We start from the raw sequence: 16,284 nt of genomic DNA, 5'->3' as shown, positions 1-16,284 counted from the left end.
GAATGGGACCGCCTACGTCAAGGGGTCCGACGCACTGGACAAATTGGCAGGAGAGAACGCCAATCGCTTCTGAGCCAATCGCATTCGTTTGCCCGGGGGGCAGTGGCGGGATAAAATGCGCTTCGCACTCTGGGGAGCATCCATGGACAAGGGCAAAATCTTTCGCGACCTGCACAACTCGATCTTCGTCATGCCCAACCCTTGGGACGTCGGCACGACGAAACTGCTGGCTTCATTCGGTTTCAAGGCGCTGGCGACGACCAGCGCCGGCTTTGCCTTTTCGCGCGGCCTGCCCGACGGCGCGGTGACCTTCGAGGCGATGATCCACCACTGCCGCGAGGTGGCGGCGGCGACCGGCCTGCCGGTCTCGGCCGATCTCGAAAAGGGCAAGGGCGACAGCGCGACAAGTGCATCCGAAACCATCTTCGCGGCCGAGGCCGCGGGCCTCGCCGGCTGCTCGATCGAGGACCACACCGGCGAGCCCGACAAGCCGATCTATGATTTTTCGCATGCCGTCGAGCGCGTCGCCGCCGCAGCGGAGGCGGCACGGGCGCTGAAGCACGATTTCGTCTTCACCGCGCGGGCTGAGAATTTTCTATGGGGCAAGCCCGACATCGACGACACGATCAAGCGGCTGCAGGCCTTCGAGAAGGCCGGCGCCGACGTGCTCTACGCGCCGGGCATCAGTGACATCGAGACGGTGCGAACCGTCTGCTCGGCGCTGACCAAGCCGGTCAACGTCATGGTGAGGCCCGGCTTCACCATCGCCGATCTTTCCCTGGCAGGCGTCAAGCGCATTTCGCTCGGGCCCTGGCTGACCAATTTCGCCTTCGGCATGCTGGAGACGGCGGCGCGCGAGATCCAGCAGGACGGCACCTTCGGCTTCACCCGCACCGCCATGCCTTTCGGCAAGCTGCAGGCGTTGTTTACCGAACCCAACGCATGACGCTCACCGTCGTCGACATGCACACCGGCGGCGAGCCGCTGCGGATCGTCACCGGCGGCTATCCCAAGATCCCTGCAGGCACGATCCTGGAAAAGCGCGCCTATGTGCGCGACCACCTCGATCATCTCAGGAAGATCCTGATGTTCGAGCCGCGCGGCCACTACGACATGTATGGCGCGCTGCTGGTGGAGCCCGACCTGCCCGGCGCCGACCTCGCCGTGCTGTTCATGCACAATGAGGGCTATTCGACGATGTGCGGCCACGCCATCGTCGCGCTCGGCCGCTACGCCGTCGACGAGAAGCTGGTGGCGCGGCAGGAGCCGGTGACGACAGTCAATATCGAAGCGCCGTGCGGGCTGGTCGTCGCCTCGGTCGAGGTGCAGGACGGCAAGGCCGGCGCGGTGTCGTTCGAAAGCGTGCCGGCCTTTCTGTTCGCCCGCGACCAGGAGATCGAACTGCCGGGCTTCGGTTCGATCGGCTTCGACATCGCTTATGGCGGCGCCTTCTATGCGCTCGCCGATTGCCGCCAGTTCGGGCTGGAATTCGGCAGGAACCGCGTGCGCGATTTCGTCGATGCGGCGACAATGCTGACCGGGAAACTGAAGGCCGAGTTTCCGCTGTCGCATCCCGACCATGCCGACCTTGCCTTTCTCTACGGCATCATCCTGACCGACGGACGGGACGCATTTTCCGATACCCCGACCAAAAACATCTGCGTCTTCGCCGAGGCCGAGGTCGACCGTTCGCCGACCGGCTCGGGCGTCACTGCGCGGCTGGCGGCAATGCATGCCAAGGGCGAAATCGCCGGCCAGACGCGGGTGTTCGAGAGTGTTGCAGGCTCGCGCTTTTCCGGCAGCGTGGCGAGGACCGCGAAAGCCGGGCTGCATGACGCCATTATCGCCCGCGTCGGCGGCCGCGCCTACTACTGCGGCCGGACCGAATTCATCGTCGAACCCGATGACGAGCTGGGACGCGGTTTTCTTTTACGCTAGCGCCGGGGGTGTGCTGAGATTCAGGTCCGCCCGCGCTGAGAATTTGGGTTCCGAGAACCGGAACGGAGCGTAACGTTTGGGTGCGTACCGGAAGCACAGGAAACCGCCATTCGCAAGCCGGCATCACCCGAATATCAGCACGCGCTAGAGCGGTTGATCGTTTCACGAAAACGCCGAACCGCTCTATCTCTTTGTTTTTGCGCAATTCCGGACGGAAAACCGTTTCACACTTTCCTGGAATTGCTCTCTAAGCCGCTTCCCGCGCCGATACCGCCTTGTGCAAATGCACCATCATGGCGGCGGCGAAGAGCGGCGTCAGAAGGTTGAGCAGCGGGACAGTGAGGAAGGCAGCGATAACCAGCCCGGCGAGGAACACCGTGACGGCATGTTTTTTGCGCAACGCCCGTGCCTCGGCCTCCGGGCGAAAACGCATGGCGGCGAACTCGAAGAACTCGCGCCCCAGCAGATAGCCGTTGACGATGAAGAAGGCAGCGATGTTGATGCCCGGCACCAGCAGAAGCAGCAAGGCCACGATGTTGCCGACGATGACGACGCCGAAGAATCTTATCGCCAGCACCATCGAGCGCAGTGCCGGCATGGCGCGGCCGGGCGGGTCATTGGGATAGTCGGTGCGCTCGACCACTTCGGCGACGTCGTCGAGGAACAGGCCGGCGATGATCGCCGTCACCGGCGCGATCAGCAGCGCCAGAGCCAGCGCGAGGCCGATCCCGGCGACGATGACGCCCAGCCATCCGGCCCAGGACGGCAGGCTGGGCAGCCATGCGTCGATCCATGGCCAGGCCAGCCATTCGAACAGGCCCTCGATGGCGAACCACAGCGCGGCGAGCGCCAGCAAGGTCAGGCCCAGCGTCTTCACGAACACCGAGCGAAATTCGGGCGAGAACAACCGGCTGGCGGCGGCGCGGGCGGCGCTAGGGATCACGGCGTTTCCAATTCCATGGCTGATATCCCCGAGGCAGGCGGAGACAGGGCAAGGCTCAGGCGCAGCGCGATGCGGTGCATCTGCCGTTCGACCAGATTAATAGATCCCGACCCTAGGCAAAGCCGCATCAAATCGCTAGACCCGCCCGCGGCCGGCGTGCCAGAAGGCCGGTGGTTTTTCGCGGAGACACTCATTGATGCCGACCTATGACGTGCTTTGTATCGGTAATGCCATTGTCGACATCATCGCCCAGTGCGACGAGGCATTCCTGGAGACGAACGGCATCATCAAGGGCGCGATGAACCTGATCGACACGAGGCGCGCCGAGCTGCTCTACAGCCGCATGGGCCCGGCCATCGAAGCCTCCGGCGGCAGCGCCGGCAACACGGCGGCGGGTGTCGCCAGCTTCGGCGGACGCGCCGCCTTCTTCGGCAAAGTCTCGAACGATGCGCTCGGCGAAATCTACGCTCATGATATCCACGCGCAGGGCGTCGCCTTCGACACCAAGCCGCTCAACGGCGAACCGCCGACGGCGCGCTCGATGATCTTCGTCACGCCCGACGGCGAGCGCTCAATGAACACCTATCTCGGCGCCTGCATCGAGCTCGGACCGGAGGATGTCGAGGCAGACAAGGCTTCGGGGGCGGCGGTCACCTATTTCGAGGGCTATCTGTGGGACCCGCCGCGCGCCAAGGAAGCGATCCGGCAGACGGCGAAGCTCGCCCATGCCGCCGGCCGCGAAGTGTCGATGACGCTGTCGGATTCGTTCTGCGTCGACCGCTACCGCGACGAGTTCCTCGACCTGATGCGCTCGGGCACCGTCGACATCGTCTTTGCCAACACCCACGAGATCAAGTCGCTCTACCAGACTGCCTCCTTCGACGAGGCGCTGGCCCAGATCCGCAAGGATTGCAAGATCGCCGCCGTCACCCGCTCGGAAAAGGGCTCGGTCATCGTGCGTGGCGACGAGACGGTCACCGTCAACGCGACCAAAATCCGCGAATTGGTCGACACCACCGGCGCCGGCGACCTCTATGCCGCCGGCTTCCTCTACGGCTACACGCAAGGGCGCAGCCTGAAGCAGTGCGGCGATCTCGGCTCGCTGGCGGCCGGGCTGGTCATCCAGCAGATCGGGCCAAGGCCCCGGCAGAATTTGCGCCACGAGGCTGAACAGGCAGGGCTGATTTAGGGCTCGACGTCGTCTCTTCCTTCTCTCCCTTATGGGGGGATGCAGAGACGTCCGCTCCTCACGCCCCCGCCGTATACGCCGCGATCGCCGCCATGTTGACGATGTCGCTGTCCTTGGCGTTGAGCGAGACGATCTGAACCGGTTTGTCCAGGCCGACCAGCAGCGGGCCGATGACCGTCGAGCCGCCGAGCTCCTGCAGCATCTTGGTTGAGATCGAGGCCGAGTGGAAGGCCGGCATGATCAGCACATTGGCCGGGCCGGTCAGCCGGATGAACGGGTATTGCGCCATGGCGCGCGCATTGAGCGCCACGTCGGCGGCCATCTCGCCGTCATACTCGAAATCGACGCGCCGCTTGTCGAGGATACGCACCGCTTCCTGGACGCGTTCGGAGCGCTCGCCCTGCGGGTGGCCGAAGGTGGAATAGGCGAGCATGGCGAGCCTTGGCTCATAACCCATGCGGCGGGCAAAGCCGGCGGCTTCCTCGGCGATGTCGGCAATCTGTTCGGCATTCGGCATGTCGTGCACGGCGGTGTCGGCGACGATCACGGTTCGACCCCGCGCCAGCACGATCGAAACGCCGATGACGCGGTGGCCGGGCTTGGCGTCGATGACACGGCGGATGTCGTCGAGCGCCGTGGAGTAGTTGCGGGTGACGCCGGTGACGATGCCGTCGGCATCACCCAGCGCCACCATGCAGGCGGCGAAATGGTTGCGGTCGTTGTTGATCAGGCGCTGGCAGTCGCGAAACAAGAAGCCCTTGCGCTGCATGCGCTCGTACAGATAGTCGGTGTAGACGCCATTGCGGCGTGACAGCCTGGCATTGATGATCTCGATGCCTTGCTTGTTCAGCTCGATGCCGGCGTTCCTGGCATTCTCCTTGATGATGTCGTCGCGGCCGAGCAGGATGGCGGTGCCGAGCCGCTGGTTCACGTAGGAGACGGCGGCGCGCATCACCTGCTCCTCCTCGCCCTCGGCGAAAACGATGCGCTTGGGCTGGCGGCGAACGCGGTCGTAGATGCGCTGCAGGGTCGAGGCGATCGGATCGCGGCGGGCGGAGAGCTCCTGCGCGTAACGGTCGAGGTCGAGGATCGGCTTGCGCGCGACGCCGGACTCCATCGCTGCCTTGGCAACCGCGATCGGAATGGCCGAGATCAGGCGCGGATCGAACGGCACCGGGATGATGTAGTTGGGGCCGAATTTCGGCCGCATGCCCTGGTAGGCGGCGGCGACATCGTCGGGGACATCCTGGCGCGCCAGTTCGGCCAGCGCCCGCGCCGCGGCGATCTTCATGTCATCGTTGATGGTGATCGCCCGCACGTCCAGCGCGCCGCGGAAGATGTAGGGGAAGCCGAGCACGTTATTGACCTGGTTCGGATAATCCGAACGCCCGGTGGCCATGATGGCATCGGTGCGGATTTCGGCGACTTCCTCCGGCGTGATCTCCGGATCGGGATTGGCCATGGCGAAGATGATCGGCTTCTCGGCCATCGACTGCACCATCCTGGTGGTCAGCGCGCCCTTGGCGGAGAGGCCGAGGAACACGTCGGCACCGTCCAGCGCCTCGGCCAGCGAGCGCGCATCGGTTTTGACGGCATGCGCCGACTTCCACTGGTTCATGCCTTCTGTGCGGCCCTGGAAGACGACGCCCTTGGTGTCGCACAGAATGATGTTTTCAGGCGCAAAGCCCATCGCCTTCATCAACTCGATGCAGGCGATGCCGGCGGCACCCGCGCCATTGCAGACCATTTTCGTGGTCTTCATGTCGCGGCCGGTGATTTCCAGCGCGTTGATCAGGCCGGCGGCCGAGATGATGGCGGTGCCGTGCTGGTCGTCATGAAAGACCGGTATGTCCATGAGCTCGCGCAGCCGCTGCTCGATGATGAAGCACTCCGGCGCTTTGATGTCTTCCAGGTTGATGCCGCCGAAGGAGGACCCAAGGAAACGCACGCAATTGATGAACTCTTCGGCGTCCTCGGTGTCGACCTCGAGATCGATGGAATCGACATCGGCGAAGCGCTTGAACAGCACCGCCTTGCCTTCCATCACCGGCTTGGCGGCCAGCGCGCCGAGATTGCCGAGGCCGAGGATGGCGGTGCCGTTGGAAATGACGGCGACCATGTTGCCGCGCGCCGTGTAGTCGAAGGCGCGGCTGGGATCCTCGGCGATGGCAAGCACCGGAACCGCGACGCCCGGCGAATAGGCAAGGCTCAAGTCGCGCTGGGTGGCCATCGGCTTGGTGGCGACGATCTCCAGCTTGCCGGGGCGGCCCATGGCGTGGAATTCCAGCGCCTCCTGCGCACTGACGGAGGGTCCGGGGTTTTCGGTTTTCCTGGCCATGATGCTTTCGATTTCCTCACCCGCACCGCTTGAGACGGGTGCAATGCTTTCTTTTGTGGAACGTTCGGGATTAAGGCTACACTTCGCCGCTGTAAACCGCCAAGCAGAAGGCTGGCAAATTCTGGAAGCAGCTTCTTGAACGACGAAACGCCCATTCGCAGCGACAGCGCTACGCCGGCCTTTGCGCCGGCGACGCCGATGATGGAGCAGTATATCGAGATCAAGGCGGCGAACCCGGATTCGCTGCTGTTCTACCGCATGGGCGATTTCTACGAGCTGTTCTTCAACGATGCCGAGAAGGCGAGCCGGGCGCTCGGCATCGTCCTGACCAAGCGCGGCAAGCACCAGGGCCTCGACATCCCGATGTGCGGCGTGCCGGTACATGCCGCCGACGATTACCTGCAGAAGCTGATCGGACAAGGCTTCCGCGTCGCCGTCTGCGAGCAGATCGAGGATCCGGCCGAGGCGAAGAAGCGCGGTGGCAAATCGGTGGTGCGCCGCGACGTGGTGCGGCTGGTAACGCCGGGTACCATCACCGAGGACAAATTGCTGGCGCCGTCGGAATCGAGTTTTTTGATGGCGCTTAGCCGGGTCAAAGGCGGGGCCGAGGCAAGAGGCGGGGAGCGCGGCAGCGCGACAGGGAACCAAGGAAGTTTTGCGCTGGCTTGGATCGAAATCTCGACCGGTGCCTTCCGCGTTGCCGAGACCACCGCAGACCGGCTGCTTGCCGATGTCTTTCGCGTCGACCCACGCGAGCTGATCGTCGCCGAGCCGGTGTTTTACGATCCCGAGCTGAAACCGGTGTTCGACGTGCTCGGCCGGGTCGCCACTCCGCAGCCGCCGAGCCTGTTCGACTCGGCGTCGGCCTCCGGACGCATCGCCCGTTTCTTCGAGGTGGCGACGCCGGACAGTTTCGGCACGTTTTCCCGCGCCGAGCTGTCGGCGATCTCAGGCGCCATCGCCTATGTCGAAAAGACGCAGAAGGCCGAGCGGCCGCCGCTGTCGCGGCCCGAACGCGAGGAGCAAGGCTCGACGCTGTTCATCGATCCGGCGACGCGCGCCAATTTGGAACTGCTGCGCACCCTGTCCGGCAGCCGCGAGGGCTCGCTGTTCAAGGCGATCGACCGCACAGTGACGGGCGGCGGCGCGCGACTGCTGGCAGACCGGCTGATGGCGCCGCTGACCGATCCGGCAGCAATTGGTGCAAGGCTGGATTCGGTTTCTTTCTTCCGGTCCGAGACACGACTGTGCCAGGCGGTGCGGGCGAGCCTGAAGAGCGTCGCCGACATGCCTCGCGCCCTGTCGCGGCTGGCGCTCAACCGCGGCGGCCCGCGCGATCTCGGCGCGCTGCGTGCCGGGTTCGAGGCTGCCGGCATTATTGTCGAACTGTTCGGGGCGACCGCCCTTCCGCAAGAACTGGCGGCGGCGCTGGCGGCGATCGAGGCGCTGCCACGTCCGCTGGCCGAGCATCTGACGCAGGCGCTCGGTGACGAGCTGCCGCTGCTCAAGCGCGACGGCGGCTTCGTCCGTTCCAGCTACAACGTTGAACTCGATGAAATGCGGGCACTGCGCGACGAGTCGCGAAAAGTGATTGCCGGCCTGGAGCGCTCGCTGATCGACGAAACCGGCATCCGCTCGCTGAAAATCCGGCACAACAATGTGCTTGGCTATTACATCGAAGTCACCGCCAACCACCATGCGATCATGACGAGCAGCGATGGGGCGAAGGCGCGCTTCATCCATCGCCAGACCATGGCCAATGCCATGCGCTTCACCACGACCGAACTCGCCGAGCTGGAATCGAAGATCGCCAATGCCGCCGACCGGGCGCTGGCGATCGAGCTTGCCGCCTTCGACAGGCTGACGGCGGAAGCGGTCTGCCAGGCGGACAAGATCCGCGCCGGCGCAGAAGCGCTTGCCGTGCTCGACGTGTCGGCGGCACTTGCGCTGCTTTCCGAAAGCGAAGCCTGGTGCCGGCCCGTGGTGGACGCCAGCCTCGCCTTCGCAATTTCGGGCGGACGGCATCCGGTGGTGGAACAGTCCCTGCGGCGTTCGGGCGAAGGACCGTTCGTCGCCAATGATTGCGATCTATCGCCGGAAGGCGATGCCAAGAACGGCGCGATCTGGCTGCTGACCGGCCCCAATATGGGCGGCAAATCGACCTTTCTCAGGCAGAACGCGCTGATCGCCATCCTCGCCCAGACCGGCTCCTTCGTGCCGGCGGCATCAGCCCATATCGGCGTCGTGGACCGGCTGTTTTCGCGTGTAGGTGCCTCCGACGATCTGGCGCGCGGCCGCTCGACCTTCATGGTCGAGATGGTCGAAACGGCGGCGATTCTCAACCAGGCCGGCGAACGCGCGCTGGTGATCCTGGATGAGATCGGCCGTGGCACCGCTACCTTCGACGGCCTGTCGATCGCCTGGGCGGCGGTCGAGTATCTGCACGAGAAGAACCGTTGCCGGGCGATCTTCGCCACCCATTTCCACGAAATGACGGCGCTGGCCAGCAAACTCGCTCGGCTGCACAACGTCACCATGCGGGTCAAGGAATGGGAGGGCGACGTGGTCTTCCTGCACGAGGTCGGCAAAGGTGCCGCCGACCGCTCCTACGGCGTGCAGGTGGCGCGTCTGGCCGGCCTGCCGGAAGCGGTGGTCGGGCGGGCCAGGGAAGTACTGCACCAGTTGGAAGCTGGCGAGGTTTCGGGCAAGGCAAACCGGCTGGTCGACGATCTGCCGCTGTTTTCGGTGGCGGTGAAACAAGAGGCGCCGAAGCCGGCAAAGAGCGATGGACTGAGCGCGGCGCTAGGGGAGATCAATCCCGACGAGATGACGCCGAGGGAGGCGCTGGAAGCGCTGTATCGGCTGAAGGGAATGGCGGGGAAGTAGTCAGGCTTCGTACGATAGCGCAGGGAACGCGACCTTGGGTCCTGCGGCAAACCCTCAAATCATCTGCAGGCCCTGCTTCCGCCTCGGTGGCGGGAAGGCACGGTCGATGTCGGCGAAATCTTCCGGGGTGAGCTCGACGTGGAGCGCCGCGACATTCTGGCGGACATGCTCTTGTTTGCCGGCCTTTGGAATGGCAATGACGCCGTCCTGTGCCATCACCCAGGCCAGCGCCAGCTGAGCCGCCGTGGCATTGTGGCGGGCGGCGATGGCTTCGAGCCTGGTATTGCGCGCCAATACGCCCTGATCGACTGGCGAATAGGCCATCAGCGGAATGCCGCGTTGCCGGCTCCAGGGCGCAAGGTCGAATTCGGGGCCGCGCTGGGACAGATTGTAGAGGATCTGGTTGGTCTGGACGCTGTCGCCGGCCGGCAGGCTGACCAGTTCCTCCATCTCATGGGTGTCGAAATTGCTGACGGCCCAGTGGCGGATCTTGCCGGCCTTTTTCAACGCGTCGAAGGCCTCGACCGTTTCCGCCAGAGGCACGCTGCCGGGCCAGTGCAGCAGATAGAGATCGATACGGTCGGTGCGCAGATGCCTGAGGCTTCTGTCGCAGGCCGCCGGCACGCCGATGCGCGAGGCGTTGGACGGCAGCACCTTGGAGACCAGGAACACCTCGTCGCGGCGCCCGGCAATGGCATCCGCCACCACCTCCTCGGCCCCGCCGCTGGCATACATTTCGGCAGTGTCGATCAGCGTCATGCCGAGATCGAGCCCGAGCTTCAGCGCGTTGACCTCATCGGCATGGCGGCTGAAATCCTCGCCCATTTTCCACGTTCCTTGACCCAGCACGGGAACGGCTTCGCCCGAGGGCAATGTGGTGGTTCTTATCGTTGATGGCATGGCGCGCTCCAGTCGACGCCCGATGGCAGCACACCCTTCCGGAGAAATCCACCCCGGATTTCCCGCGAGCTGCCTGATGCTACTTCACCGGATGGGCGGCCAGCCAATCCTGCATCTGCTTGATCTCGGCCTCCTGCGCCGCGATCACCGCTTCGGCCATTTTGCGCATTTCCGGATCCTTGCCATTGGCAAGCTCGACCTTGGCCATGTCGATTGCGGCCTGATGATGCGGGATCATGCCGCGGGCGAAATCGATATCGGCAATGCCGGAAGGTTCGATCGCCATCATGGCGGTGTGCATCTTGTCCATCGCCGCCTTGTAGCCGTCGGTCGAGGGGCTTTGCGCGCCCATCGCGCCCATGTCGTGCGCCCCCATGTCGTGTTTCATCTCCTGGGCTTGCGACGGAATGCTTTCGAGGAAAACGGCAAGCAGCATTCCGGCCGCCATCAGCAGCAGCACGATCTTCTTGGCCAAGGTCATTCATGATCTCCTTTTTTGAACGAATTTCTATCTGGAGGCTTGGCTCAGAGTTTCAACGTCCTGAGCCGCAACGCGTTGGTGATGACCGAAACCGAGGACAGGCTCATCGCCGCTGCCGCAATCATCGGCGACAACAGCGTGCCGGTGAGCGGATAGAGCACGCCGGCGGCGACCGGCACGCCAAGCACGTTGTAGAGGAAGGCGAAGAACAGGTTCTGGCGGATGTTGCGGATCGTCGCCTGGGCGAGCGTGCGGGCCCGGACGATGCCGTTGAGATCGCCCTTGACCAGCGTAATCCCGGCGCTTTCGACCGCGACATCGGCGCCGGTGCCCATGGCGATGCCGACATCGGCGGCGGCCAGCGCCGGCGCGTCGTTGACGCCGTCGCCGGCCATGGCTACGCCGGCGCCCCTGGCGCGCAACTCCTCGACCAGCGCGCTCTTCTGTTCCGGCAGCAGGCCGGCACGCACCTCGTCGATGCCGAGTTTGCTGGCGATGGCCTTCGCCGTGCGTTCGTTATCGCCGGTCGCCATGATGATCTTGAGGCCGCGGTCGTGCAGCGCCTTGATCGCTTCTGATGTCGTCGCCTTGATCGGGTCGGCGACGGCGACGATGCCGGCCAGTTTCTTGCCAACGGCGACGAACATCGCGGTCTTGCCCTCGGCCTGCAGCGCCTCGGCGCTGGTCGAGATGGATGCGATATCGATGCCGAGAGCGGCCATCATCGCCGCGTTGCCGAGCGCGACGTTCTTTCCCGACACCGTGCCGGAAACGCCCTTGCCGGTCACAGCCTCGAAACCGCCGGCGTCGGGAATTTTTACCCCGCGTTCACGGGCGCCTTCGACGATCGCCTCGGCCAGCGGATGCTCCGAGCCTTTTTCGAGGCCGGCGGCAAATGCCAGCAGATCCTCCTGCGTTATGCTTTCGGCGGCGACGAGGTCGGTCAATCTCGGCCGGCCTTCGGTCAATGTGCCGGTCTTGTCGACGATCAGCGTGTCGACCGAAGCAAAGCGTTCGAGCGCCTCGGCATCCTTGATCAGCACGCCGGCATGCGCGCCGCGCCCCGTGGCGGTCATGATCGACATCGGCGTGGCAAGCCCCAGCGCGCAAGGACAGGCGATGATCAGCACCGAGACCGCAGAGACGATGGCAAAGATCAGGCTGGGTTGCGGCCCGAAGGTCGCCCAGGCGATGAACGCAACGATCGCAACCACCACGACGGCCGGGACGAAATAGAAGGAGACGCGGTCGGCCAGACCCTGGATCGGCGCGCGCGAACGCTGCGCCTTGGCGACGAGCTCGACGATCCGCGCCAGCGTGGTTTCGGCGCCGATCCTCTCGGCGCGCATGATCAGCGAACCGTTCTTGTTGAGCGTGCCGCCGGTGAGGGGGTCGCCTTCGGTCTTTTCGACCGGCAGCGGCTCGCCTGACAGCATCGATTCGTCGATGGAAGAGCGGCCTTCCAGCACGATGCCGTCGACCGGCACGGCATCGCCGGGGCGGATGCGCAGGCGATCGCCGGCCTTGACCGTGTCGAGCGGCACGTCGTTTTCGGAACCGTCCTCGCCGATCAGCCGCGCGGTCTTCGGCGCGAGGTCGAGCAGCGCGCGGATCGCCGAGCCGGTTTTCTCACGGGCGCGCAACTCCAGCACCTGGCCGAGGAAAACCAGCGCCACGATGACGGCGGCCGCCTCGAAATAAACCGGCACCGTGCCCTCATGACCGCGGAACTGGTGCGGAAATATATCCGGGAACAGCGCGGCGACGACGCTGTAGAGATAGGCCGCACCAACGCCGAGCGAAATCAGCGTCCACATGTTGGGGCTGCGGTTGAGAACCGAATCCCAGCCGCGATGGAAGAAAGGGAATGCCGCCCACAGCACAACCGGGCTGGCCAGCGCCAATTCCACCCAGATCTTCGCCGAATCCTCGATGAAGGCGCTAATCGTCACGCCGAGCATTGGCGCCATGGCGAATATCAGCAATGGCACCGACAACACGGCGCTCACCCAGAACCGCCTCGTGAAGTCGACCAGTTCCGGGTTCGGCCCCTCCTCGCCGGTCGGCACGCCCATCGGCTCCAGCGCCATGCCGCAGATCGGGCAGGCGCCTGGCTTGTCGCGGACGATTTCGGGATGCATCGGGCAGGTGTATTGCGTGCCTTTCGGCATCGCCTGCGGCTCTGGCTTGTCGCCAAGATACTTTGCCGGCTCCGCCTCGAATTTCACCTTGCAGCCGGCCGAGCAAAAATAGAAGCCCTGGCCTTCATGCCGGGAAAAGTGCTTCGCGGCGGCACGGTCGACAGGCATGCCGCAGACCGGGTCGGTGGCGGTAAGGTACTTTTCCGGCTCGGCCGTGAATTTCGAACGGCAGCGCTCGCTGCAGAAATGATAGAAATGGCCGCCATGCTCGGCTGTCGGCTTGCCGGCGGCCGGATCGACGGTCATGCCGCAGACCGGATCGCGAATGACGGCGTCGGCGACGGACGGAACAGCTTTTGCCGCGCAGCAGCCGCTATGGGCGTGATGGTCATGGTCGGAATGCGTCATGCGGAAATGCCCCTGTGTCTCGGTTCTGAACGGAGGTAGTGCTTCCAGTGACTGGAAGGTCAAGGACCAATTTCTGTTTTCTTGCCGAGGCGCGCCGCCGGCGGCCAATCCCGCACCCAACCGCCGCCGCATGCCATCGACGACCCCGTGGAGAGCGTGTCCGTCCGCCCCATACCCAGCGCCGCGAAAACGCGCTATAGACGCCGCCAAAACGGCGAGGCCGAACGGCACTTATGGCAAGAATCTCTCTAAAGCTCGATGAACTGATCGACATCCAAGCCTTGCGCTGCGAGATGACGGCGCTGACCGTAGCCACGGCAGGCGACGGCTCCGGCAAGGCTGCACGCGCCGGTGTTCTCCAGCTTCTCAAGGGCAGGCTGACCGCCGGCCGCAGCATCGCCGAACGCATGCTGATGGACGACGGCAGTGGCACCGCCTGCGCCGCCCGGCTGTCGCATCTCATGGACGAGATCATCCGCGCGCTCTACGATTTCGCCGCCACCCATGTCTATCGCGTCAAAAACCCGTCATCGGCCGAACGCATGGCCGTCGTCGCGGTCGGCGGCTATGGCCGCGGCACGCTGGCGCCGGGATCCGACATCGATCTCCTCTTCCTGCTGCCCTACAAGCAGACGCCATGGGGCGAGCAGATCGTCGAATACATGCTCTACATACTGTGGGATCTGGGGCTGAAGGTCGGCCACGCCACCCGCAACATCGACGAATGCCTGCGGCTGTCGCGCACCGACATCACCATCCGCACCTCGATCCTGGAAGCGCGTTTCCTGTGGGGCGAGCAGAAGCTCTATGACGAGCTCTTGCAGCGTTTCGACCGCGAGGTGGTGCGCACGACCGGGCCCGAATATGTGCAGGCCAAGCTTGCCGAACGCGACGAGCGCCATGCAAAGGCCGGCGAAAGCCGCTACCTGGTCGAACCAAATGTCAAGGACGGCAAAGGCGGCCTGCGCGACCTGCAGACGCTGTTCTGGATCGGCAAGTATTTCTACCGGGTGCGCACCGGTGAGGAGCTGGTCGACAAGGGCGTCTTCACCGGCACCGAATACCGGGAGTTCCAGAAGGCCGAGGATTTCCTGTGGGCGGTGCGCTGCCACATGCATTTCCTCACCGGCAAAGCCGAGGAACGGCTGCATTTCGACATCCAGCGCGAGATCGCCGAGCGGCTGGGCTACACCACACATCCGGGCCTGTCGGCGGTCGAGCGCTTCATGAAGCATTACTTCCTCGTCGCCAAGGATGTCGGGGATCTCACCCGCATCTTCTGCGCTGCACTCGAGGAAGAGCAGGCCAAGCATGTGCCGGGCTTCAACCGCATCTTCCTCACCTTTTCGCGCCGCAAGCGCAAGCTTGCCGGCACGTCCGATTTCATTATCGACAACCATCGCATCAACGTCGCCGACGACCTGGTGTTCGAGCGCGATCCGGTCAATCTCTTGAGGCTGTTCTGGTTCGCCGACAAGCACGGGCTGGAATTTCACCCCGATGCGTTGAAGCTGCTGACCCGTTCGCTCGGCCTCGTCGGCAAGGCGCTCAGGCGCGACGAGGAAGCCAACCGGCTGTTCCTCGACATATTGACGTCGGACCGCAATGCCGAACTCAATCTCAGGCGCATGAACGAGGCGGGACTGCTGGCAAAGCTGATCCCGGATTTCGGCAAGATCGTCGCCATGATGCAGTTCTCGATGTACCATCACTATACGGTGGACGAGCACCTGATCCGCTGTATCGGCGTGTTGGCCGAGATCGAGCGTGGCGACGGTGAAAAGGTCCACCCGCTTGCCCACACGCTGATGCCGGGGCTGAAGAAAAGCCGCGAGGCGCTCTACGTCGCGGTGCTTTTGCACGACATCGCCAAGGGACGGCCCGAGGACCATTCCGAAGTGGGTGCCCGGATCGCGCGGCGCATCTGCCCGCATATGGGGCTGTCGGCGGCCGACACCGAAACAGTTGCCTGGCTGGTCGAGAACCACCTCGTCATGTCGATGACGGCACAGACCCGCGATCTCAACGACCGCAAGACGATCGATGATTTCGCCGCGATCGTGCAGTCGGTCGAACGGCTGAAGCTGCTGCTCATCCTCACCGTCTGCGATATCAGAGGCGTCGGGCCGGGCGTCTGGAACGGCTGGAAAGGCCAATTGCTGCGCACGCTCTACTATGAGACCGAATTGCTGTTGACCGGGGGATTTTCGGAAGTGTCGCGCGCCGAGCGAACGGCGGCGGCACGCGAGCGGCTGGCCGAAGCGCTTGCCGATTGGTCCGAAAAAGCCCGCAAGCGCTATGTCGGCCTGCATTACGAGAACTACCTGCTGACGGTCGATCTCGCCGACCAGCTTCGCCACGCCGAATTCATCCGCGAGGCGGATGCGGCGGGCAAGAAGCTCGCCACGATGATCAAGACCCATCAGTTCGAGGCGGTGACCGAGATCACCGTGCTGGCGCAGGACCATCCCCGCCTGCTTTCGGTCATTGCCGGGGCATGTGTGGCGGCCGGCGGCAACATTGTCGACGCGCAGATCTTCACCACCGCCGATGGCCGCGCGCTGGACACCATCCTGATCTCGAGGGAATTCGACCGCGACGAGGACGAACGCCGCCGCGCCGGGCGCGTCGGCCGCCTGATCGAGGATGTGCTGTCGGGCAAGAGCTGGTTGCCGGAGATGATCGAGAAGCGCACCAAGCCGCGGCGCGGCGCCAAGGTCTTCCGCATCCCGCCGCGCGCCGAAATCCGCAACACGCTGTCAAACCGGTTCTCGGTGATCGAGGTCGAGGGGTTGGATCGGCCGGGCCTGCTGTCCGAGATCACCGGGGCGTTGTCCGACCTGTCGCTCGACATCGCGTCGGCACACATCACCACCTTCGGCGAAAAGGTCATCGATACCTTCTATGTCACCGATCTCACCGGCCAGAAGATCGACAGCCCGACGCGCATGGCCGCCATCCGAAACAGACTGGTCGCGGTTCTCGAAGGCACCGTGCCGGAGCGCGGCGGCAAGGCCAAGGCCGCGGCCGAGTGACAACCACCATTTATTTGTCCCAATC

At 64.4% G+C, this 16,284-nt stretch carries 11 protein-coding genes; 6 read left to right on the top strand and 5 right to left on the bottom strand.

What is annotated here, in order from left to right; genetic code table 11:
- Positions 1-142: 142 nt before the first annotated feature.
- Both EOA78_RS26145 and EOA78_RS26140 read left to right on the top strand, forming a co-directional pair.
- Positions 143-946, top strand: coding sequence for an oxaloacetate decarboxylase (locus EOA78_RS26145; protein ID WP_127317635.1), 804 nt, complete (start codon positions 143-145; stop codon positions 944-946).
- Positions 943-1,938 (top strand): proline racemase family protein, encoded by a 996-nt coding sequence (locus EOA78_RS26140; protein ID WP_127317634.1) that lies wholly within the window; start codon positions 943-945, stop codon positions 1,936-1,938. Before EOA78_RS26145 ends, EOA78_RS26140 begins: the two co-directional genes overlap by 4 nt.
- Before the next feature lie 247 nt (positions 1,939-2,185).
- On the opposite strand, the gene EOA78_RS26130 is transcribed toward EOA78_RS26140, so the two are convergent.
- Positions 2,186-2,881, bottom strand: coding sequence for a sulfate transporter family protein (locus tag EOA78_RS26130; protein WP_127317632.1), 696 nt, complete (start codon positions 2,879-2,881; stop codon positions 2,186-2,188).
- A 196-nt stretch (positions 2,882-3,077) separates the two neighbouring features.
- On the opposite strand from EOA78_RS26130, the gene EOA78_RS26125 reads away from it, so the two are divergent.
- A complete protein-coding gene (locus tag EOA78_RS26125; RefSeq protein ID WP_127317631.1) occupies positions 3,078-4,070 on the top strand; it encodes an adenosine kinase in 993 nt (330 codons plus the stop codon).
- Positions 4,071-4,128: 58 nt separating this feature from the next.
- On the opposite strand, the gene EOA78_RS26120 is transcribed toward EOA78_RS26125, so the two are convergent.
- Positions 4,129-6,408: an NADP-dependent malic enzyme gene (locus EOA78_RS26120; RefSeq protein ID WP_127317630.1), complete on the bottom strand. Its 2,280-nt coding sequence runs from the start codon at positions 6,406-6,408 to the stop codon at positions 4,129-4,131.
- On the opposite strand from EOA78_RS26120, the gene EOA78_RS36545 reads away from it, so the two are divergent.
- Positions 6,407-6,547: a hypothetical protein gene (locus tag EOA78_RS36545; protein ID WP_206533503.1), complete on the top strand. Its 141-nt coding sequence runs from the start codon at positions 6,407-6,409 to the stop codon at positions 6,545-6,547. The genes EOA78_RS26120 and EOA78_RS36545 overlap by 2 nt on opposite strands.
- Positions 6,544-9,294 carry a DNA mismatch repair protein MutS gene (gene mutS / locus EOA78_RS26115; protein ID WP_127317629.1) on the top strand — a complete coding sequence of 917 codons (2,751 nt, stop codon included), beginning with the start codon at positions 6,544-6,546 and terminating at the stop codon, positions 9,292-9,294. Before EOA78_RS36545 ends, mutS begins: the two co-directional genes overlap by 4 nt.
- Before the next feature lie 54 nt (positions 9,295-9,348).
- Here mutS and EOA78_RS26110 read toward each other — a convergent pair whose 3' ends face one another.
- From EOA78_RS26110 to EOA78_RS26100, 3 genes are all read right to left on the bottom strand, one after another.
- Positions 9,349-10,194 (bottom strand): aldo/keto reductase, encoded by an 846-nt coding sequence (locus EOA78_RS26110; protein ID WP_127317628.1) that lies wholly within the window; start codon positions 10,192-10,194, stop codon positions 9,349-9,351.
- 79 nt (positions 10,195-10,273) lie between these two features.
- Entirely contained in the window at positions 10,274-10,675 is a 402-nt protein-coding gene (locus tag EOA78_RS26105) for a DUF305 domain-containing protein (RefSeq protein WP_127317627.1), read from the bottom strand.
- A gap of 44 nt (positions 10,676-10,719) precedes the next feature.
- Positions 10,720-13,224: a heavy metal translocating P-type ATPase gene (locus EOA78_RS26100; RefSeq protein WP_127317626.1), complete on the bottom strand. Its 2,505-nt coding sequence runs from the start codon at positions 13,222-13,224 to the stop codon at positions 10,720-10,722.
- Positions 13,225-13,457: 233 nt separating this feature from the next.
- Between EOA78_RS26100 and EOA78_RS26095 the strand changes: the two genes are divergently transcribed.
- Positions 13,458-16,259, top strand: coding sequence for a [protein-PII] uridylyltransferase (locus EOA78_RS26095; protein WP_127317625.1), 2,802 nt, complete (start codon positions 13,458-13,460; stop codon positions 16,257-16,259).
- Positions 16,260-16,284 lie beyond the last annotated feature (25 nt).

This window comes from Mesorhizobium sp. M5C.F.Cr.IN.023.01.1.1, from assembly GCF_003997585.1.
Taxonomy (GTDB): Bacteria; Pseudomonadota; Alphaproteobacteria; order Rhizobiales; family Rhizobiaceae; genus Mesorhizobium; species Mesorhizobium wenxiniae.
This window is presented reverse-complemented; position numbering and strand designations above follow the sequence as displayed.